Source organism: Variovorax sp. LjRoot175 (genome assembly GCF_964253805.1).
Classification (GTDB): domain Bacteria; phylum Pseudomonadota; class Gammaproteobacteria; order Burkholderiales; family Burkholderiaceae_C; genus Variovorax.
Genome location: NZ_CAXURY020000001.1, coordinates 3,024,688 through 3,044,725 on the forward strand (window position 1 = coordinate 3,024,688; position 20,038 = coordinate 3,044,725).

Sequence of the window (20,038 nt, forward strand, 5' to 3'; positions counted from 1 at the left end):
TCTTCGAATACTCCTCATGAACGCCCGCACCGAATACGAACTGCTGCTGCAAGGCACGCACCTGCCCGCGCGCCTGTCCAACACGCAGCTCGACGCGCTGGAAGAAGAAACCATCTTCATCCTGCGCGAAGTCGCCGCCTCCTTCGAGCGCCCGACGCTGCTGTTCTCGGGCGGCAAGGATTCGCTGGTGCTGCTGAAGTGCGCCGAGAAAGCCTTCGGCGCCGGCCGCATTCCCTACCCGCTCTTGATGATCGACACCGGCCACAACTTCCCCGAAGTGACGGCCTTTCGCGACCACCGCGCGCAGGAACTCGGCGCCGAGCTGATCGTGCGCAGCGTCGAAGACTCGATGGCGCGCGGCACCGTGCGCCTCGCCCATCCGGGCGAATCGCGCAACGTGCACCAGTCGGTCACGCTGCTGGAGGCGATCGAGGAATTCCGCTTCGATGCGCTGATCGGCGGCGCGCGCCGCGACGAAGAAAAGGCCCGCGCCAAGGAGCGCATCTTTTCGCATCGCGACGCCTTCGGCCAATGGCAGCCCAAGGACCAGCGGCCCGAACTCTGGACCCTGTTCAACACCCGCCTGGCGCCCGGCGAACACTTCCGCGTGTTCCCGATCTCGAACTGGACCGAACTCGACGTCTGGCAGTACATCGAGCGCGAGCACGTCGCCCTGCCCTCGATCTACTACACGCACCAGCGCGAAGTGGTCGAACGCCGCGGCCTGCTGGTACCGGTGACCGAACTCACGCCGCCGCGCGACGGCGAGAAGGTGCAGGTGCGCGACGTGCGCTTCCGCACCGTGGGCGACATCACCTGCACCTGCCCGGTCGACAGCCTGGCAGCCGACGCCGCCGACGTGGTGGTGGAAACGCTGGCAGCCGAAGTCAGCGAGCGCGGCGCCACGCGCATGGACGACAAGACATCCGAGGCTTCGATGGAGAAGCGCAAGAAAGACGGTTACTTCTGATGAGTGCGAGCACCTCCACCCCCGCCGCCGAAGCGGCAGCGATCCACGGCGACACCGGCACGGCCTTGCGCTTCATCACCTGCGGCAGCGTCGACGACGGCAAGAGCACGCTGATCGGGCGGCTCCTGGTCGACAGCAAGACCGTGCTGCAGGACCAGCTGGCCGGCGTACAGCGCGGCGGCGAGACCGACCTGGCGCTCCTGACCGACGGCCTGTCGGCCGAGCGCGAACAGGGCATCACGATCGACGTCGCCTACCGCTACTTCTCGACCGCGCGGCGCAAGTTCATCATCGGCGACGCGCCGGGCCACGAGCAGTACACGCGCAACATGGTCACGGCCGCATCGAGCGCCGATGCTGCCGTGGTGCTGGTCGATGCCACCAAGCTGGCCTGGGCCGCTGAGGTAGAAGACGGCGAAGTGGTGCGGCGCGAGCTGCTGCCGCAGACGCGCCGCCACACGCTCTTGTGCCACCTGCTGCGCGTGCAGTCGATCGTTTTCGCGGTCAACAAGCTCGATGCGATCGCCGATGCCGATCTCGCCTTCGAACGCATCTCGGGCGCGCTCGCGGACTTTGCCGAAGCTGCAGGCGTGCAGGTCGCCGCCACCGTGCCGATCTCGGCGCTCAAGGGCTGGAACGTGGCCTCGCGCCACGGCAACTGGTGCGGCTACGAAGGCCCGAGCCTGATCGAGCTGCTCGAGGAACTGCCTGTCACCCAGCAAGACGAAGCCGTGCCCTTCGCCTTCCCGGTGCAGTGGGTCGAGAAGTTCTCGGCCTCGGCCGACACGTCCCGAGGCCGCCGCGTGTTCTGGGGCCGCGTGGCCAGCGGGCATGTGGAGCCGGGCCAGCGCGTCACGGTGCTGCCGAGCAACCAGACGGCGACCGTCGCGCAGGTGCTGAGCCACACGCGCCAGCCGAAGACGGTGCACGCGGGCCACAGCGCCGGCATCGTGCTCGACCGCGAGCTCGACGTCTCGCGCGGCGACTGGCTGCTGGCGCCGGACGCCTTCGAGCCCGCGCGCGAGATCACCGCCACCATCGCGTGGCTCGACGACGAGCCGCTGGTCGCGGGCCGCGTCTACTGGGCGCTGCAGGGCCATCGCTGGGTCAAGGCGAAGGTGGCGCGCATCGTCGATCGCGTGAACATCACGACGCTCGACTCCGAACCGGCCGACCGACTCGAAGCCAATGCGATCGGCGACGTGGTGCTCTCGCTGCAGCAGCCGCTGGCCGTGCTGCCCTTCACGCAATCGCGTGCGCTGGGTTCGCTGGTGCTGGTCGATACCGCCTCCCACAAGACCTCGGCCGCCGTGCTGGTAAGGCCCGCTCTCGCAAAAGCCTAAAATTCGCGGTTTCCCGATCATTCCCCGCCAGCCAAGAACATGACTCACGTCGTCTCCGAATCCTGCATCCGCTGCAAATACACCGATTGCGTCGACGTATGTCCCGTGGACTGCTTCCGCGAAGGGCCGAACATGCTGGTGATCGACCCTGACGAATGCATCGACTGCGCGGTCTGCATTCCCGAGTGCCCGGTCAACGCGATCTACGCCGAGGAAGACCTGCCGGCCAACCAGATCGCCTTCATCAAGCTCAACGCCGAGCTCGCCGTGGCCGACGGCTGGAAGAGCATCACCAAGCGCAAGCCCGCGCTGCCCGATGCCGAGGAGTGGAAAGACAAGACCGACAAGATCGGGGAGTTGGTCCGCTGAGCACGACGCCGGCACCCATCGAGACCGAGGCGCTGGTCATCGGCGCCGGGCCGGTCGGGCTGTTCCAGGCCTTTCAGCTGGGCCTGCTCGAAATTCCCTGCCACGTCGTCGATGCGCTGCCCTCCGCGGGCGGCCAGTGCGTGCAGCTCTACGGCGACAAGCCGATCTACGACATTCCGGGCGTCCCGGCGACCAGCGGGCGCGGCCTGGCGGAATCGCTGCTGCAACAGGTGGCACCCCTCAAGCCGCAGTTCCATTTCGAGCAGCAGGTCGCGACGCTCGAGCGCCAGGCCGATCAGCGCCTGCTGCTGGGCACCACCGCCGGCACCACCTTCCTTGCGAAGACGGTCTTCATCGCCGCCGGCGTCGGCGCTTTCGTCGCCAAGCGCATCGCGCTCGAAGGCATCCAGCGCTTTGAAGGCACCAAGCTTTTCTATCACCCCGAGGCGCTGGAGCGCTTCGACGGCCAGGCCGTGGTGGTCAATGGCGGCGACGATGCCGCGCTGGCCACCGCCCTCGCGCTGATCGGCAAGGCCCGCCAGGTCACGTTGCTGCACCGGCGCGACGGCTTCCAGGCCGACGACGCGCTCGTGGCCCGCATGCGCGCACTGGTGGCCGAGGGCGCACTGAGCTTCGCCGTGGGCCAGCCCGCGGCTTTCGACGGCCAAGTGCTGCAGATCACCACGCCCGACGCCCGGACCGTGACGCTGCCGCTCGACGCCCTCATCGCCTGCCTCGGCATCTCGCCGCGGCTCGGCCCCATGGCCGACTGGGGCCTCGATCTCGTGCGCAAGCAGGTGCCGGTCGACACCGAGCGCTTCCAGACGCACGAGGCCGGCGTGTTCGCGGTCGGCGACATCAATACCTATCCGGGCAAGAAGAAGCTGATCGTCTGCGGTTTCCACGAGGCGACGCTGGCGGCCTGGGCCGCCACCGCGATCGTGTTTCCGGGCAAGGCCGTGCCGCTGCAGTACACCACCACCAGCACGCGGCTGCACCAGCTGCTCGGCGTGGGCTGAAGAACAAAGCAACCACCCTGAACGAAGGCTGAACGCCGAATTCACGCGTTCGACACGAGATCGCCATACGATGCCGGGCATGCTCGCGTTGAACACCGCACTGTTCCAGGCCATTGGCGCTGGCCACACCCCGAATGCCGAAATCATGTGGCTCGCATCCATCGTGGCCGAGGGCGCGTCCTGGCTTTGCGTCGCCCTCATGGGCTGGGTCGCCTGGCGCCGGCCCTCGCAGCGGGTCTATGCGGTGGTGACGCTCGCCGCCGCGGCCGCGGCGGCCATGCTGGCCCACGCGCTGGCGGACGCCATCGCGATGCCGCGCCCCTTCATGGTGGGCCTGAGCCCGGCGCACATCGAACATGGCGCGCGCGGCTCGCTGCCGAGTGCGCACGCCTCGGTGATGTTCACCATCGGGCTGCTGTTCTGCCTGCGGGCATCGCTTCGGAAGACCGGGCTGGCGGTCGTGGCGATCGCGGTCCTCACGGGCTGGGCGCGCATCTACGTGGGCGTGCATTTCCCGCTGGACATCGCTGCCGGCCTGCTGCTGGCCGGCGGGATCGCTGCCGCGTTCTGGACGCTTCAGCAGCTCGCGCGCCGCTTCGTCCTGCCGCTCATTCGCCACGACCACTCGGGCGCGAGGCAACTGTCGGCCGCCATCGACCACTGAGGCGCCGCCCGGTCCGCGGCGACTTCACGTCGCCGTGTCGCACTCGGCCGGCGCACGGCTCTACAATCCGAACTGCTTCGCCAGCCTGAAGCAACGCTAGGGGTGCCGGCTCGCAACGCCTGTTGCAGCTTGGCTGAGAGAGTCCCTTTGAACCTGACTGAGGTAATACAAGGACAGGACTCCACGAGACCCCGACCAGCAAGGTCCGCTTCGGAGAAAAGCGAACAGCCGCATCGGGCCCAAAACAGTCAAGGGCGGCGGATCAGAGCGGCCATCTGCGATCTTCTCGACCCACCTCAGTCGCGCTCACCCGGCATAGCGAGAATCAGCTCCTCGTCAATTGCCGTTGCCCTCTGCCCGTCACGCTCGCACAATGCCCTGTTGAAGGATTTTCGATTGGGTTGAAATGGCATCTCGACCAAACGTCCTGATCATCGGAGGCGGAATTGGCGGCTTGTTCGCCGCCAATGCGCTGATCGGACAGGGGCTGCGTGTTTCGGTTTATGAACAGGCGTCCGCACTGGGCGAGATCGGCGCTGGTGTGTTTGTGACACCGAATGCGGTGCGCCACTTGGAACGTGTGGGCCTCGGGCCCGCCGTCGAGAGATGGGGTGCGCGAGTCGGTCCCGGCTCCTACTACTTTCGCCACGACGGTACGCCGATCGCCCCGGTGCAGGTGTTGGATGCCTCCGGCTGGAACGCGACCTTTGGCATGCACCGCGCCGACTTTGTCGATTTCCTCGCTGCCAACCTGCCCGCCGGGATCGTCCATACCAGCCATCGTGCTATCGCCTTCGAGCAGACCGACGACGTAGCCCGCGTCGAATTTGCCAACGGCGCCATCGCCGAGGCCGACGTTGTGGTTGCCGCCGACGGAATACATTCCGAACTGCGTTCCTACGTCTTTCCGCCCTCGAAGCCCGTCTTTCACGGCACCATTTCTTATCGAGGTCTGGTCTCGCGGGAGCGCCTGCCGAACTGGCCGATGGACCGCTGGCAAATGTGGGCCGGTCCGTCCAGGCATTTCCTGGTCTTCCCTGTTCGTCACGGAACGATGGTCAACTACGTCGGGTTCGTGCCGACCGATGAGGAAATGAAGGAATCGTGGTCCGCGCCCGGCGATCCAGCGGTGCTGCGCCGCGAGTTCGAAGGCTGGGACCCGCGCATCGCCAATGTCCTTCAGCAGGTCGACAAGACATTTCGCTGGGCACTCTACGACCGCGAGCCGTTACCGACCTGGACCAAGGGCCGGTTGACGCTGCTCGGCGACGCGGCACATCCGATGCTTCCGCATCTGGGTCAGGGGGCCAACCAGGCAATCGAGGACGGCATGGCGCTCGCCACGATCCTGGCCCAGGTGGACACATCGGGAGTACCGGCGTCGCTACTTGCCTACGAGCGATTGCGTCGCAAGCGCGTGGCGGAGATTCAGCTTGGTGCCCGACAGAATGGACTGCGTCTCGACTCGACCGACATCGATCTCAGTGCCCGTGACGCGGCGCTCGCCGCGCACGCTGAATTCCGCAAGCGCCTCTATGCCTACGACGTGGTGGCGGATGCGCGCGCCGCCGCGGCCGCGCTGCTGCAATAGATTTCTTTCGGCGCCTGCGGGATGCGATGCTGATCTGCCGATGACGGCCGCTCTGTGGTATCTGTTGAGTGGCCATGTACCCGTTCACTGACCGCTTTAGAGCAGTTGGCCCAACTACCGCTTCTGGCCGGATTCTGCCCTACGGCATAAGGGCGCACGAAGCCAGCCTTATCGAGCCTAAAATGGCCGTTCGCTAGGGGTGCTGGGTCGGCTTGCCGGTCTAGCTGAGAAAAAACCCTTTGAACCTGTTTGGTCGAGATCTTCTTTGCGCACCGCCGTCGCAAGAGGATCAAGACTGGAGTCCCACGACGTTTTACTTTGTGGGCCTGAGGTAATCCTCGCGCAGGGAAGCTGGTCCGGCGACCGCCACGTTTTCTCGCGTGCCGGTCTTGCCGCCGTGGCCTCGCCCACCTGCCAAACACTTTGCAATGGAGCAAATGGATGGCAACAACACCTGAATCCAACGAGGCGCTGACGCCACTCGGCGACGCCAACCGCGTCTTCCACTGGCACGACCACATGGCGCTGTGGTTCAGCCTCGGCGTCGGCCTGCTGGTGATGCAGGTCGGCGCCTACCTGGTGCCGGCGGTCGGCACGCGCGAGGCGGCGATCGCGATCGTGCTGGGGTCGTTGATCGGCGCCGGCCTGCTGGCCTGGACCGCCCGCCTCGGCTGCGAAAGCGGGCTGGCCAGCGCGGGCCTGATGCACGCCACCTACGGCAGCGCCTTCGCGCGCCTGCCGGTGGTGCTGAACATCGTGCAACTGATCGGCTGGACCACCTTCGAGATCGTGATCATGCGCGAGGGCACCCAAGCCATCGGCAAGCAGGCCTTCGGCTGGTCGCTGGAGGGCACGCTGGGCACCGTGCTGACCACGCTGCTGTGGGGCGCGGTGCTGCTCGCGCTGCTGGCCGGCTCGATGGTCAAGCTGGTGCGGCGCTTCGTGAGCCGCTTCGGGCTGCCGCTGGTGGTGCTCTCGCTGCTCTGGCTGAGCTGGCAATTCGCGACGCAGCTTCAGGCCAAGGGCCTGGAGGCCTTCTGGTCGCGCCCGGGCAACGGCAGCATGGGCATGTTCAGCGCGCTCGACCTGGTAATCGCGATGCCGGTTTCGTGGCTGCCGCTGGTGGCCGACTACGCGCGGCACGGCAGGCGCAGCGCGGGCGGGCTCGGCGGCGCTTTCGGCGGCACCTGGGTCGGCTACGCGCTCGCCAACATCTGGTGCTACGCGCTCGGCGTGATGGTGGTGAGCGTGGCGGAACCCGGCACCAACCTCGTGGCGGCGCTGCTGCTGGCGCAGGGCGGCCTGGTCGCGCTGGGCCTGATCCTGATCGACGAACTCGACAACGCGTATGGCGACGTCTATTCGGGCTCGGTCTCGGCCCACAGCCTGCAGCCGCGCTGGAGCGTGCGGCGCTGGGGCCTGTGGCTCGCGGTCGCGTGCATCGCCTTCGCACTGGTGCTGCCGATGCATTCGCTCGAGCCCTTCCTGCTGCTCCTGAGCTCGGTGTTCGTGCCGCTCTACGGCGTGATCCTCGGACGGCTGGGTACGGGCGGCGCAGCGGTCGCGGTGGGCGCGCGCAAGATCGACTGGGTCGCGGCGCTGATCTGGATCGCGGGTATCGCCATCTACCACGCCTGCGCCAGATGGGCGCCTCAGTTCGGGTCGGCGCTGCCGACGCTCGCCCTCACCTTCGTGCTGGCATGGATCACGCGCCCGGCGACGGCAGACGGACCATCGGCACTGGCGCAAAGCCGTGGTTGAGCGGACCGTGGCCGGCACCGATCTTCACATCCGCACCGGCCGCCATGGCGGCCACGACATAGCCGCGCGCGCGCTCCACGGCATCGGCCAGTTCGTAGCCCAGCGCGAGGTGTGCAGCGATGGCCGAGGACAGCGTGCAGCCCGTGCCGTGCAGGTTGCGGCTCGCAATGCGATCGGAAGACAGCCTCAGCCGCTCGCCGCTCGCCTCCGCCAGCAGATCGACGACATCGTCTCCCGGCAGGTGGCCGCCCTTGAGCAACACCGCGTGCGCGCCCAGCGCGAGCAGTTCGCTCGCGGCATCGTCGAGCGCGTCGACGCCGTCGATGGCATGGCCGATCAGCAGGGCCGCCTCGTCGAGGTTGGGCGTGACCACGGTGGCGCGCGGGAACAGCTCGCGCACCAGCACCTGCACGGTTTCTTCGGCAATCAGCCGGTCGCCGCTGGTGGCGACCATCACCGGGTCGAGCACCACCTTGGAAAGCCTGTAGTGATCGATGGCCCAGGCCACCACCTCCACCACCTCGGGCGCATGCAGCATGCCGAGCTTGACCGCGTCGACGCCGATGTCTTCGATCACGGCCTGGATCTGCGCCTTGAGAAAAGCCGGCGGCACGCCATGGATGCCCGACACGCCCATCGTGTTCTGCGCGGTGAGCGCGGTGATGGCCGTCATGCCGTAGCAGCCGAGCGCGCAGAAGGTCTTCAAATCGGCCTGGATGCCGGCGCCGCCGCCGCTGTCGGAACCGGCGATCGAGAGCACGCGGGCGTAACGAGAGAATGCTTGGGTCATGCCAGCAAGCTTACCGAATGATCTGCCTATGAACGCTGCCACCCTTCCTTTCCGCTCCGCCGTCATCCTCGGCGCCGGGCTCATGGGCCGCCTGCTCGCGGTGACGCTGGCCCAGGCCGGCTGCAAGGTCGAGCTCTTCGACGCCGCCGGGCCGGAGGCCGACGGCGCGGCCGCGCGCGTCGCAGCCGCCATGCTGGCGCCGCTGGCCGAATCTGCGATCGCACCACCCTCGGTCGTGCGCATGGGCCACTACGCACTCAACCGCTGGCCGGTGCTGCTCGAATCGCTGGCGGCGCCCGTGTTCTTCCAGCGCGCAGGCACACTGGTGCTGTGGCACCGCCAGGATGCGCCCGAAGCCGCGCGGCTGGCGCGCATGCTGGCCCACACCGGCGAAGTGGTGCCCGAACTGCCTCCAATGAAGTCGCTCGATGCGGCTGGCATCGCCGCCTTGGAGCCCGCACTGGGCCAGCGCTTCGCGCACGGCCTGCTGCTGCCGGAAGAAGGCCAGCTCGACAACCGCGGACTGCTCGCCGCACTGCTCGCCACGCTGCAGGCCATGCCCAACGTGCAACTGCATTGGCAGGCACCGCGCAGCATCGACGACTTCGACGCCGGAGAAACCGGCCAGCCCGAACGCGTCATCGACTGCCGCGGCCTCGGCGCCCGCCCGCAGTGGGGCGCCCTGCGCGGCGTGCGCGGCGAAGTCATCCGGGTGCATGCTCCCGAAGTCGCGCTGCAGCGACCGACGCGGCTGGTGCATCCGCGCTACCCGCTCTACATCGCACCCAAGCCCGGGCAGGTATTCGTGATCGGCGGCACCGAGATCGAGTCCGACGACATGTCGCCGGCCAGCGTGCGTTCCACGCTCGAACTGCTGAGCGCCGCCTATTCGGTGCACAGCGGTTTTGCCGAAGCACGCATCCTCGAGATCGCGACCCAATGCCGGCCGACCCTGCCCGACAATCTGCCGGCCTTCCGTCAGCCGCGACCCGGCGTGATGCAGATCAACGGCCTGTACCGCCACGGCTTCATGATCGCGCCGGCCATCCTTGACGTCGCGATGGAACTGCTCGCCACCGGCCATTCCGCGCTCGCGAGCCGTTTCGATCTGGCGCCCAGCCTGGAAACCGTCTTGCCATGAACATCCTGATCAACGACACACCGCAGACGCTGCCGAGCGGCGCGACGCTGGCCGACGCGCTGGCCCTCATCCACGCGACGCCGCCCTTCGCCGCCGCGGTGAATCGCCAGTTCGTGCCGCGTTCGAACTACGCGTCGCACGCCTTGCAACCCGATGACCGCATCGAAGTGATCCGCCCCGTGACAGGCGGCTGAGGTAAAGCCATGACCACAACCCCATCCCACGACCCGCTGGTGCTCTACGGCCAGGCCTTCCAGAGCCGGATGCTGCTCGGCACCTCGCGCTACCCCTCGCCCGACGTGCTCGAAGCCGCCGTGCGGCGCGCGCAGCCGGCGATGCTGACCGCTTCGCTGCGCCGCCAGACGGCCACGCCGAACGGCGCCGGCAGCGACAACGGCTTCTGGGAGCTGCTGCGGCGGCTCCAAGTGCCCGTGCTGCCCAATACGGCCGGCTGCCACAGCGTGCAGGAGGCGGTCGCGACCGCGCAGATGGCGCGCGAGCTCTTCGACACGCCGTGGATCAAGCTCGAGCTCATCGGCGACGACTACACGCTGCAGCCCGACACGCTGAATCTGGTCGATGCCGCATCGCAGCTGATCCGCGACGGCTTCCACGTCCTGCCCTACTGCACTGAAGACCTGGTGCTGTGCCGGCGGCTGGTCGACGTCGGCTGCCAGGCCGTGATGCCCTGGGCCGCGCCGATCGGCACCGGCCGCGGGCCCGTCAATCCCTATGCCTTGCAGGTGCTGCGCGAGCGGCTCAGCGTGCCGCTGCTGGTCGATGCCGGCCTCGGGCTGCCCTCGCATGCCTGCCAGGTGATGGAATGGGGCTACGACGGCGTGCTGCTCAACACCGCCGTCGCGCTCGCGCAGGATCCGGTCGCGATGGCCGGCGCCTTCGCCGATGCGGTGCAGGCCGGCCGCAGCGCCCACCTTGCGGGCGCGATGGCCGCACAGGAATCGGCACAGCCGAGCACGCCGGTGCTCGGCACGCCGTTCTGGCACCACGCTGCATCGCAGTGACCCCGTCATGAGCAACACCACCGCCCCCCAAAACATCGCGCAGGCCATCGTCGCGGCGCATGCGCCGCGCTTCGGCGAGACGGCCCAAGCGCCCGCGTCCTTCTCGTCCGACGACGCCGTCTATCGCGGCGCCAAGACGGCCTGCGCCGCACTCGGCTTCATCGAGGTCGATGCCGAATGCCTGGCCCGCGCCTGGCGGGCGCAAACGCAGCGCACGGGCAGCTTCGATGCGCATGCCTGGCCCGAACTGCCGGCGGACTTCGGCATGCTGCCCTTTCCGCCTACCGAACGCCGCAATGCCTTCCCACCCTGTCCCCAGAAGCTGGGTCTCTATGCGGTGCTGCCCGACGCCGCCTGGGTCGGCCGCATGGCGCGCGCCGGCGTGCCGACGGTGCAACTGCGCTTCAAATCCGACGACACGGAAGCCATTGCGCGTGAAGTACACGCGGCCGTCGAAGCGGTGCGCGGCACCGGCGCCCTGCTCTTCATCAACGACCACTGGCGCGCCGCCATCGCGGCCAAGGCCTACGGCCTGCACCTGGGCCAGGAAGACCTGGACGCGCTGACGCCGCAGGAGCTGCAGTCGATTCGCGCCTCCGGCCTGCGCCTGGGCATCAGCACCCATGGCTACGCAGAAATGCTGCGCGCCGATGCCGTGAGCCCGAGCTACATCGCGATGGGCGCGGTGTACCCGACCACCTTGAAGCAGATGGCGACCGCACCGCAGGGCGCGGCGCGGCTCGGCGCCTATGCGCGCCTGCTGCGCGGCTATTCGCAGGTGGGCATCGGCGGCATCGACGAAGCGCGCCTGCCCGACGTGCTGGCCACCGGCGTCGGCTCGGTCGCAGTGGTGCGCGCCCTGGTGGCCGACCCGGAGCCCGAGGCCGCCGCGGCGCGGCTGATGGCTGCTGTCGAAGCTGCTACCCGCCAATGAAGTCACGAATCACATGATCGAGCCCGGCCGGAAGGCCTCAAAAACCACGCTATAATTTGAGGCTTGTTCCTCGATAGCTCAGTCGGTAGAGCGCCGGACTGTTAATCCGTAGGTCCCTGGTTCGAGCCCAGGTCGAGGAGCCACTACAAGCCGCATAGGCACAAAGGCCCTGCTATCCAATCGGTAGCAGGGCCTTTCTCTTTCGCGAATGGAAAATCGCCGCGCGTTGCGTGTGGTTGCTTCCTACAGATCGTGGCGGGCCATGGTCCATGGGCCATGCTTGCGCCAATGAAGAACACCACCAACACTTCATCCGAGCGGCGGAATTTCGCGATGTTTCAGGTGCGAGTGAGCGCTCGTGAAAAAGCGCTGTTCGCAGAGGCCGCCGCGGCCGCCCGCAAGTCGATGGCGACTTGGGCGCGCGAGCACCTGGAAGCGGCCGCGATTCGAGACTTGAGATCCGCGAGTCGACCCGGCTGATGCTCGAACGTTGTGGCAGCCGCTGGCTGCTACTGCAAATCCGCCAGTCCCACGGGCCCACAGCCCGCGATGAAGCTGAGAAGATCGTCGCAAGCCGGCCCGTACTCGTGCGCATCCACCGCAGCGATCAGCTGAAGGCTGCTCGCGCGCACATGGCCGCTGCTGCCGCGGGTGAAACGGACGGCGATCTCCGGGTCGCGGCCATCGTTGCCGCGGTCGGACATGCAGACGACCACCATCTGCCCGACGAGCGACGGATCGCCGCCACCCAGCACCAGCGCCAGGTCGCCGCGGCGAAACGGGCGCGGCGCGTGCGCCGGCCGGAAAGCCATCGGCTTGTATGAGGCAATTTTGCGTACTTGCGCAATGTTCGGCAGAGCCATGGTGGTACAGATCCTTTGTAGCGATTGCGTGTTGCGATCGGACAGTCACGATGGTGTCTCACTACCGTGTTGAGCGCCTTCTTTTGCCCCAAATAAAGGCACACGATGTGTATTCCGTCCTGCCGGCCCAGAGGGGGCGAGTTTGGACTGTTCTGGCCGCGCCGGATGTCAGCCGGATTCCCGCACTTGATCGCGGCCACGTCCGGCGCTCGCCAACGCGCGCCGCGCGACACTGGGGCCACACAGACTCAGGAGACGCGCAAATGGCAGATGACTTGAGCAATCGCGGCCCGCAGGACCGATCGCGCGTGAACGTCAACGAGACCCACGAGCTGCGGTACTGGACCAAGGAACTGGGAGTCACCGAGGCCCAGCTCCGGGCGGCCGTCGCCGCTGCCGGCACTTCGGCGCAGGCGGTGCGCAACTATCTCGGGAAGTAAGAGGTGGGAAATCTGCCGCGCGGAGCGCGCCATGCCAAGGAGCGTCGTGTTCGTCTATCGGGGCTATCACTTTCTCTGTACCGCGGAGAAGGAGAAGCCCGCGCAGTTTCGACCGGTGCTCATCCGCCAGCTGGGATGGCCGAGCGAAAAAACGGTTGTCCTGCTCGGCGACACCGACCTCTGTAGAACCGAAGCGGAAGCGCTGCGGCACGCGGAGCAGCAAGCCATGAAATGGGCGGACAGTCGGACGACGGCCGAGATGTCCTGAGGCCTTGCACCGGCCGTCCGATTGCGCAGAATTGACAGTTCTCCGTCGTCCGAAAGGAGACCCCATGCCGATGGAACTTCTTCGGCACATCGCAGACCAGAAGCTGCCCTACACGGTCTACGCACCGGCCGACATCGACAAGCTGCGCGTGCTGCGCGCCGCCGAACTCGTCAGCGCCTTCATTCCGCCCGCCGAAACGCTGCCCTGCGGCGAGAGCCACAAGCCGGCGCAGGTGCTGGCCATCACCCCCAAGGGGAAGAAAGCGCTGCAGGACCAAGCCGAGGGCATCGTCGATCCTTAGCACTCGCTCGAACGCCGCATCCATCCCTATTTGCCTAAATTAGGGAAGTCACTGATCAATCAGTGCATCCAAGTATCGAAATCGGCTTGGCGAGTACCAATTCCGCAAGCAAGAGTCTCCAGAATCCGGGCACGGCGATCGCCTCGTCGCCGACCACAAGGAGACATCACATGAAGCGTTTTCTGAAGGCGGGCCTGGTGCTCGCGCTCGCGGGCGCCGGCCTCGCCCACGCCGCGACCGAACTGGTCATCGCCACCGTGAACAACGGCCACATGATCGAGATGCAGAAGCTCACACCCTTCTTCGAGAAGGCCAACCCCGACATCAAGCTCAAATGGGTCACGCTGGAGGAAGGCACGCTGCGCCAGCGCGTCACGACCGACATCGCGACCAAGGGCGGCCAGTTCGACGTCATGACCATCGGCCTCTATGAAGCGCCGATCTGGTCCAAGAAGGGCTGGCTGCAGCCGATCGCGACCGACGCCGCCTACGACGCCGACGACCTCCTGCCCGCCATCCGCGACGGACTGTCGCACCAGGGCAAGCTCTACGCCGCGCCCTTCTACGGCGAGAGCTCGATGCTCATGTACCGCAAGGACCTGGCCGACAAGGTCGGATTCAAGATGCCCGAGCAGCCCACCTGGGCGCAGGTCAAGGAACTCGCGGGCAAGATCCACGACCCGAAGGCCGGCGTCTACGGCATGTGCCTGCGCGGCAAGCCGGGCTGGGGCGACAACATGGCCTTCCTCACGACCCTGGTCAACACCCACGGCGGCCAGTGGTTCGACATGAGCTGGAAGCCGCAGATCGACACCAAGCCGTGGAAGGACGCGATCACCTTCTACGTCGACATCATGAAGGCCTACGGCCCGCCGGGCGCCTCGGCCAACAGCTTCAACGAGAACCTTGCGCTCTTCAACGAAGGCAAGTGCGGCATGTGGGTGGACGCGACCATCGCCGCGTCCTTCATCAGCGACCCGAAGCAGTCGAAGGTGGCCGACAAGGTGGCCTTCGCGCAGGCGCCGGTCGCGGTCACGCCCAAGGGTGCGAACTGGCTGTGGTCCTGGAACCTCGCGATTCCCGCCAGTTCGACCAAGTCCGAAGCGGCGCAGACCTTCGTCAAGTGGGCGACCTCCAAGGACTACATCAAGCTGGTGGCCAAGGAACACGGCTGGGCCACCGTGCCCACGGGCACGCGCAAGTCGACCTATGCGAATCCCGAGTTCCAGAAGGTCGCCAAGTTCGCCGAGTCCGAGAAGAAGGCCATCGACACGGCCAACCTGACCGACAGCACGCTGCCCAAATCGCCCTACGCCGGCGTGCAGTACGCGGCCATCCCCGAGTTCCAGGCCATCGGCGTGGCGGTGGGCCAGCAGATGAGCGCGGCACTGTCGGGCAAGGTCACGGTCGACCAGGCGCTCAAGACCTCGCAGACGGCGGCCGAACGCGAGATGAAAAAGGGCGGGTATTACAAGTAAACCCCCAGGCTGCGCGTACTTCGTGTCGCTTCGCCACCCCCAGCAGGGGGCACTGCCTGCGGCCCGGCAAAGCCGGTTCCGCGGCAGTTCACGAAGCTAAAGACCTGGTGGCCATGATATGAACCGATTCCTCCCCCGGGCGCTGATGGCGCCGGCCGTGGTCACGCTCATTCTCTGGATGATCGTGCCGCTGGCGATGACGATCTACTTCTCGTTCGTCACCTACAACCTGATGCAGCCCGGCGATCATCCGTTCGCGGGCCTGGACAACTTCCACTACTTCGTCACCGACCCGGACTTCTGGGCCTCCGTTGCGAACACCCTGAACCTGATCGGCAGCGTGATCGTGATCACCGTCGTCTTCGGCGTGCTGCTGGCGCTGCTGGTGAACGAGCCCTTCCCGGGCCGCGGCATCGTGCGCGTGCTGCTGATCTCGCCCTTCTTCGTCATGCCGGCAGTCAATGCGCTGCTGTGGAAGCACATGATGATGAATCCCATCTACGGCGTGCTGGCCGACGTGTGGCGCGCCTTCGGCGCCGAGCCCATCGACTGGATGACCGACGTGCCGCTGCTGTCGGTGATCATCATGGTGGCCTGGCAGTGGCTGCCTTTCGCCTGCCTGATCTTCATCACCTCGCTGCAGTCGCTCGACCGCGAGCAGATGGAAGCGGCCCGCATGGACGGGGCCGGCGCGTTCCAGCGCTTCTACTACCTCATCCTGCCCCACCTGGCGCGGCCGATGGCGGTGGTGATCATGATCGAGATGATCTTCCTGCTCTCGGTCTTCGCCGAGATCGCCATCACGACCAACGGCGGCCCCGGCAACGAAAGCACCAACCTCACCTACCTGATCTTCAAGCAGTCGCTGATGAACTTCGACGTCGGCGTGGCTTCGGCGGGTGCGCTCTTCGCGGTGGTGCTGGCCAACATCGTGGCGGCCTTCCTGATCCGCATCATCGGCAAGAGCCTCGACTGAGGGCCACGGCATGCAACCCACTTTTCTGTTCACTTCCTTGCGCGCCGCCGGTGCGTGGGTGGTCACGCTGCTGCTGTTCTTTCCATTGGGCTGGCTGGTGCTGACCGCATTCAAGACCGAGCTGCAGGCGATCGCCGTGCCGCCGCTCTTCGCGTTCGAGCCCACGCTCGGCAACTTCGAAGAGGTGCAGCGGCGCAGCGACTACGTGCTGTTCGCGCGCAACTCGCTGATCACCAGCCTCGGCTCCACCATCATCGGCCTCTTGATCGCCGCGCCGGCCGCCTACTCGATGGCCTTCTTCCGCACCAAGCGCACGCGCGACATCCTGATGTGGATGCTGTCGACCAAGATGATGCCGGCCGTGGGCGCGCTGGTGCCGATCTACGTGATCGCGCAGACCGCCGGCCTGCTGGACTCGCTGACGGCACTCACGATCGTCTTCACGCTGTCCAACCTGCCGATCATGGTCTGGATGCTCTACAGCAGCTACAAGGACATCCCGCACGAGATCCTCGAGGCCGCACGCATGGACGGCGCCAATCTCTGGACCGAGTTCCGCCACGTGGTGCTGCCGCTCTCGGTCGGCGGCCTCGCCTCCACCGGACTGCTGTGCCTGGTGCTGAGCTGGAACGAAGCCTTCTGGGCGCTCAACCTCAGTTCCGCCAAGGCCGGCACGCTCGCCGTCCTCATCGCCTCCTATTCGAGCCCCGAAGGACTCTTCTGGGCCAAGCTCTCGGCCGCTTCGCTGATGGCCATCGCGCCGATCGTGGTCTTCGGCTGGTTCTGCCAAAAGCAACTGGTGCAGGGCCTGACCTTCGGCGCCGTCAAGTAAGGAACGGAGACATTCCATGGCATACCTCCAACTCGACAACATCCAGAAAAGCTTCGGCGACGCCCACATCATCAAGGGCGTAAACCTGGAAATCGACAAGGGCGAGTTCATCGTCTTCGTCGGTCCCTCCGGCTGCGGCAAGTCGACGCTGCTGCGGCTGATCGCCGGACTCGAACCCATCACCAGCGGCCAGCTCATGCTCGACGGCAAGGACATCACGCACATCCCCTCGGGCAAGCGCGACCTGGCGATGGTGTTCCAAAGCTACGCTCTCTATCCGCACATGAGCGTGTACGACAACATGTCCTTCGCGCTCAAGCTCGCGAACGTGGCCAAGGACACGATCAAGACCAAGGTCGACCACGCGGCCAAGACGCTCAACCTCACGCAGTACCTCACGCGCACGCCGAAGGAGCTCTCCGGCGGCCAGCGGCAGCGGGTGGCAATCGGGCGCGCCATCGTGCGGGCGCCCAAGGTGTTCCTGTTCGACGAACCGCTCTCCAACCTCGATGCGGCACTGCGTGGCAACACGCGCGTCGAGATCCACAAGCTGCATCGCGCGCTGGGCGCCACCAGCATCTACGTCACGCACGACCAGGTCGAGGCCATGACGCTGGCGGACCGCGTGGTGGTGCTGCGCGACGGCCTGATCGAGCAGGTCGGCACGCCGATGGAGCTCTACGACCGCCCGGCCAACCAGTTCGTGGCGCAGTTCATCGGCATGCCTTCGATGAACATGGTGGATGCGCGCGCGATCCCGAGCTTCTCGGCGCAGACGGGCGGGCGGCTGCCGAGCGACGGCTTCCTCGGCGTGCGGCCCGAGGGCCTGCGCGTGCACCGCGACCACGGCGCCGGCGCGCCGGGCAAGGTCGAGCTGATCGAGGCCCTCGGCGCCGACACCCTGATCCACGTCGAAGTCGGCGGCGTGCCGCTGGTCGCACGGCAGAACGAGCGCACGGAGCTGCAGGCCGGCGACGTGGTGAGCGTCGAGCTCGATCCCTCGGTGCTGCATTTCTTCAACCGTGAAGGCCGCACCGTTGCCGCCTGAGTTCCATCACGCCATGCCATCTTCCACTCCATCCGAATTCGTGGTGCTTCACCTCGGGCTCGGCTCCTTCCATCGTGCACACCAGGCGGTCTACCTGCAGCAGCTGATCGAGGCCGGCGACACGCGCTGGTCCATCGCCGGTGCCAACCTGCGGCCCGACATGGCCGAGGTGCTCGCCGCCCTGCGCGCGCAGGGCGGCTGCTACACGCTGGAGACCGTGTCGCCCGCGGGCGAATACCGCTACCAGCGCATCGAATCGATTCGCGAGGTGCTGGACCACGGCCCAGCGCTCGACACAGTGATCGCGCGCGGCGCCGATGCGCGCACGCGCGTGATCTCCTTCACCGTGACCGAAGCGGGCTACTACCTCGATCCGCAGGACCGGCTCGATTTCACGTCCACCGAACTCGCCGAAGACCTCGCACGCGCGAAGCGCGGCGAAGCCGGCAGCACGATCTTCGGCGCGGTCTGCGCGATCCTGCGTGCGCGCCGCGCGGCCGGCGCAGGGCCGGTGACGCTGCTCAACTGCGACAACCTGCGCCACAACGGCGAGCGCTTTCGCAAGGGGCTGCTGGAATTCATCGAGCAGGCCGGCGAACAGGATCTGCTCGGCTGGGTGCGCACGCACACGACCTGCCCCAACGCGATGGTCGACCGCATCACGCCGCGGCCGCCGCCCGAGCTGCGCGAACGCGTGCGGGCCGCGACCGGCTGGAACGATGCCGCACCTGTCATGGGCGAGAGCTTCATCCAGTGGGTGATCGAGGACGACTTCGCGAACGGGCGGCCCGACTGGGCGCGCGTCGGCGTGCAGCTGGTCGATTCGGTGCTGCCCTACGAAGAGGCCAAGATCCGGATCCTCAATGCAAGCCACAGCTGTATCGCCTGGGCCGGAACGCTGGTCGGGCTGGAGTTCATCCACGAAGGCACGCAGGACCCGCTGATCCGGCAGATGGCCTACGACTACGTGACGGACGACGTCATCCCCTGCCTGAACGCACCTGGACACGCCAGCCCGGTCGACCTGCCGGCCTACCGCGACCTGGTGCTCGAGCGCTTCGGCAACCCGGCCATCCGCGACACCAACCAGCGCGTGGCGATGGACGGCTTCTCGAAGATCCCGGGCTTCATCGCGCCGACCGTGCGCGAACGCCTGGCGCAGGGCGAGCGCATCGCCAGCGTGGCGATGCTGCCGGCTCTGTTCCTGGCTTTCCTGCGGCGCTGGCATCAGGGCACCCTGCCCTACACGTACCAGGACCAGGGCATGGACGAGGCCACCGCGCACGCGATCTGCGACGCGGTCGATCCGGTTGCAGCGCTCTGTGCCGATGCCGGCCTCTGGGGCGATATCGCGGGCGACACGCGCCTCACGCAGGCCGTGCGCGAAGCCGGCGCGCGCGTTCGAACACTCGTCGAAGGAGTAAGACCATGACGGACCGCCTCGCACAGCGCCACGTGCTGGTGACCGGCGCCGGCGGCGGCATCGGCCTGGCGATTGCCGAGGCCTGCCTGGCCGAGGGTGCACGCTGCACGCTGGTCGACCGCTCGCCCGCGCCTTCCGACGGCGTGGCGCTGCTCCAGCGGACCCATTCGACGCGCGTGGTCTACCTGCCGGCGGACGTGACCGACACGAACGCGGTCGCGCACCTGCTCGATGCGGCGCAAGCCGCAAACGGGCCGGTCCACACCCTGGTCAACAACGCCGCCGTCTTCGACATGGCGCCGCTGCTGGAGAGCGACGAGGCCTCCTTCGACCACCTGTTCGCAGTCAACGTGAAGGGCATGTTCTTCCTGATGCAGCGCGTGCTGCAGCACATGGTCGATGCCGGCACGGCCGGTGCCTCCGTCATCAACATGGCCTCGCAGGCCGGCCGCCGCGGCGAAGCGCTGGTCTCGCACTACTGCGCGACCAAGGCCGCCGTCATCAGCTACACGCAGAGCGCAGCGCTCGCGATGGCGCCGCACGGCATCCGCGTCAATGCCATCGCACCCGGCGTGGTGGACACGCCGATGTGGGGCCATGTCGATGCGCTGTTCGCGAAGTACGAGGGGCGCCAGCCCGGCGAGAAGAAGCGCCAGGTCGGCCTCGAGGTGCCACTCGGCCGCATGGGCACGCCGGACGACATTGCCGGCGCCGCCGTGTTCCTGGCCAGCGACGAGGCGCGGTACATCACCGCGCAGACGCTCAATGTCGACGGTGGTAATGTCATGAGCTGACGAGGACACGG

23 protein-coding genes and 1 tRNA gene are annotated in these 20,038 nt (G+C 67.0%); 22 read left to right on the forward strand and 2 right to left on the reverse strand.

Going from position 1 to position 20,038, the window contains the following annotated elements; translation table 11 throughout:
- The first annotated feature begins 16 nt into the window (after positions 1–16).
- The 7 genes from cysD (at position 17) to ACSQ89_RS15055 (ending at position 7,717) form a co-directional block, all read left to right on the forward strand.
- A complete protein-coding gene (gene cysD / locus ACSQ89_RS15025) occupies positions 17–970 on the forward strand; it encodes a sulfate adenylyltransferase subunit CysD (protein ID WP_436290255.1) in 954 nt (317 codons plus the stop codon).
- A complete protein-coding gene (locus ACSQ89_RS15030) occupies positions 970–2,313 on the forward strand; it encodes a sulfate adenylyltransferase subunit 1 (protein ID WP_436290254.1) in 1,344 nt (447 codons plus the stop codon). Before cysD ends, ACSQ89_RS15030 begins: the two co-directional genes overlap by 1 nt.
- A gap of 39 nt (positions 2,314–2,352) precedes the next feature.
- Positions 2,353–2,682 carry a ferredoxin FdxA gene (gene fdxA, locus ACSQ89_RS15035; RefSeq protein WP_093108794.1) on the forward strand — a complete coding sequence of 110 codons (330 nt, stop codon included), beginning with the start codon at positions 2,353–2,355 and terminating at the stop codon, positions 2,680–2,682.
- Positions 2,640–3,701, forward strand: coding sequence for an NAD(P)/FAD-dependent oxidoreductase (locus ACSQ89_RS15040; protein ID WP_436290252.1), 1,062 nt, complete (start codon positions 2,640–2,642; stop codon positions 3,699–3,701). The genes fdxA and ACSQ89_RS15040 overlap by 43 nt, the downstream gene beginning before the upstream one ends.
- A gap of 79 nt (positions 3,702–3,780) precedes the next feature.
- Positions 3,781–4,365, forward strand: a complete 585-nt coding sequence (locus ACSQ89_RS15045; protein ID WP_436290251.1) for a phosphatase PAP2 family protein — start codon at positions 3,781–3,783, stop codon at positions 4,363–4,365.
- A 406-nt stretch (positions 4,366–4,771) separates the two neighbouring features.
- The gene (locus ACSQ89_RS15050; protein WP_436290250.1) at positions 4,772–5,956 is read left to right on the forward strand and encodes an FAD-dependent monooxygenase; all 1,185 of its coding nucleotides are present in this window, start codon (positions 4,772–4,774) and stop codon (positions 5,954–5,956) included.
- A gap of 441 nt (positions 5,957–6,397) precedes the next feature.
- Entirely contained in the window at positions 6,398–7,717 is a 1,320-nt protein-coding gene (locus ACSQ89_RS15055) for a purine-cytosine permease family protein (RefSeq protein WP_436290249.1), read from the forward strand.
- Here ACSQ89_RS15055 and thiD read toward each other — a convergent pair.
- Entirely contained in the window at positions 7,662–8,507 is an 846-nt protein-coding gene (gene thiD, locus ACSQ89_RS15060) for a bifunctional hydroxymethylpyrimidine kinase/phosphomethylpyrimidine kinase (protein WP_436290248.1), read from the reverse strand. The genes ACSQ89_RS15055 and thiD overlap by 56 nt on opposite strands.
- 28 nt (positions 8,508–8,535) lie before the next feature.
- Here thiD and ACSQ89_RS15065 point away from each other — a divergent pair, with 28 nt between their 5' ends.
- The 6 genes from ACSQ89_RS15065 to ACSQ89_RS15090 all read left to right on the forward strand — a co-directional run bounded on the left by ACSQ89_RS15065 (position 8,536) and on the right by ACSQ89_RS15090 (position 12,084).
- Positions 8,536–9,648 (forward strand): FAD-dependent oxidoreductase, encoded by a 1,113-nt coding sequence (locus tag ACSQ89_RS15065; protein ID WP_436290247.1) that lies wholly within the window; start codon positions 8,536–8,538, stop codon positions 9,646–9,648.
- A complete protein-coding gene (gene thiS / locus ACSQ89_RS15070) occupies positions 9,645–9,842 on the forward strand; it encodes a sulfur carrier protein ThiS (RefSeq protein WP_093108800.1) in 198 nt (65 codons plus the stop codon). The genes ACSQ89_RS15065 and thiS overlap by 4 nt, the downstream gene beginning before the upstream one ends.
- A 9-nt stretch (positions 9,843–9,851) precedes the next feature.
- Positions 9,852–10,670 (forward strand): thiazole synthase, encoded by an 819-nt coding sequence (locus tag ACSQ89_RS15075; protein WP_093108801.1) that lies wholly within the window; start codon positions 9,852–9,854, stop codon positions 10,668–10,670.
- A 7-nt stretch (positions 10,671–10,677) separates the two neighbouring features.
- The gene (locus ACSQ89_RS15080; protein ID WP_436290246.1) at positions 10,678–11,604 is read left to right on the forward strand and encodes a thiamine phosphate synthase; all 927 of its coding nucleotides are present in this window, start codon (positions 10,678–10,680) and stop codon (positions 11,602–11,604) included.
- 67 nt (positions 11,605–11,671) lie between these two features.
- Positions 11,672–11,747, forward strand: a tRNA-Asn gene (locus ACSQ89_RS15085).
- 145 nt (positions 11,748–11,892) lie between these two features.
- Complete coding sequence (locus ACSQ89_RS15090) at positions 11,893–12,084, forward strand: hypothetical protein (RefSeq protein ID WP_436290245.1); 192 nt, start codon at positions 11,893–11,895, stop codon at positions 12,082–12,084.
- Between the two features lie 29 nt (positions 12,085–12,113).
- Here ACSQ89_RS15090 and ACSQ89_RS15095 read toward each other — a convergent pair whose 3' ends face one another.
- Positions 12,114–12,467 (reverse strand): hypothetical protein, encoded by a 354-nt coding sequence (locus ACSQ89_RS15095; RefSeq protein WP_093108803.1) that lies wholly within the window; start codon positions 12,465–12,467, stop codon positions 12,114–12,116.
- Positions 12,468–12,730: 263 nt separating this feature from the next.
- Between ACSQ89_RS15095 and ACSQ89_RS15100 the strand changes: the two genes are divergently transcribed.
- The 9 genes from ACSQ89_RS15100 to ACSQ89_RS15140 all read left to right on the forward strand — a co-directional run bounded on the left by ACSQ89_RS15100 (position 12,731) and on the right by ACSQ89_RS15140 (position 20,027).
- Positions 12,731–12,907 (forward strand): DUF3606 domain-containing protein, encoded by a 177-nt coding sequence (locus ACSQ89_RS15100; RefSeq protein ID WP_093108804.1) that lies wholly within the window; start codon positions 12,731–12,733, stop codon positions 12,905–12,907.
- A 31-nt stretch (positions 12,908–12,938) separates the two neighbouring features.
- Positions 12,939–13,175 (forward strand): hypothetical protein, encoded by a 237-nt coding sequence (locus tag ACSQ89_RS15105; RefSeq protein WP_093108805.1) that lies wholly within the window; start codon positions 12,939–12,941, stop codon positions 13,173–13,175.
- Between the two features lie 64 nt (positions 13,176–13,239).
- Complete coding sequence (locus ACSQ89_RS15110) at positions 13,240–13,476, forward strand: hypothetical protein (RefSeq protein ID WP_093108806.1); 237 nt, start codon at positions 13,240–13,242, stop codon at positions 13,474–13,476.
- A 170-nt stretch (positions 13,477–13,646) separates the two neighbouring features.
- A complete protein-coding gene (locus ACSQ89_RS15115) occupies positions 13,647–14,954 on the forward strand; it encodes an ABC transporter substrate-binding protein (protein WP_436290244.1) in 1,308 nt (435 codons plus the stop codon).
- 118 nt (positions 14,955–15,072) lie between these two features.
- Positions 15,073–15,930: a carbohydrate ABC transporter permease gene (locus ACSQ89_RS15120; protein WP_093108808.1), complete on the forward strand. Its 858-nt coding sequence runs from the start codon at positions 15,073–15,075 to the stop codon at positions 15,928–15,930.
- A gap of 10 nt (positions 15,931–15,940) precedes the next feature.
- A complete protein-coding gene (locus ACSQ89_RS15125; RefSeq protein ID WP_093108809.1) occupies positions 15,941–16,762 on the forward strand; it encodes a carbohydrate ABC transporter permease in 822 nt (273 codons plus the stop codon).
- A 16-nt stretch (positions 16,763–16,778) separates the two neighbouring features.
- A complete protein-coding gene (locus ACSQ89_RS15130) occupies positions 16,779–17,810 on the forward strand; it encodes an ABC transporter ATP-binding protein (RefSeq protein ID WP_436290243.1) in 1,032 nt (343 codons plus the stop codon).
- Between the two features lie 13 nt (positions 17,811–17,823).
- Complete coding sequence (gene dalD, locus ACSQ89_RS15135; RefSeq protein ID WP_436290242.1) at positions 17,824–19,242, forward strand: D-arabinitol 4-dehydrogenase; 1,419 nt, start codon at positions 17,824–17,826, stop codon at positions 19,240–19,242.
- Positions 19,239–20,027 (forward strand): L-iditol 2-dehydrogenase, encoded by a 789-nt coding sequence (locus ACSQ89_RS15140; protein WP_436290241.1) that lies wholly within the window; start codon positions 19,239–19,241, stop codon positions 20,025–20,027. The genes dalD and ACSQ89_RS15140 overlap by 4 nt, the downstream gene beginning before the upstream one ends.
- Positions 20,028–20,038: the final 11 nt, after the last annotated feature.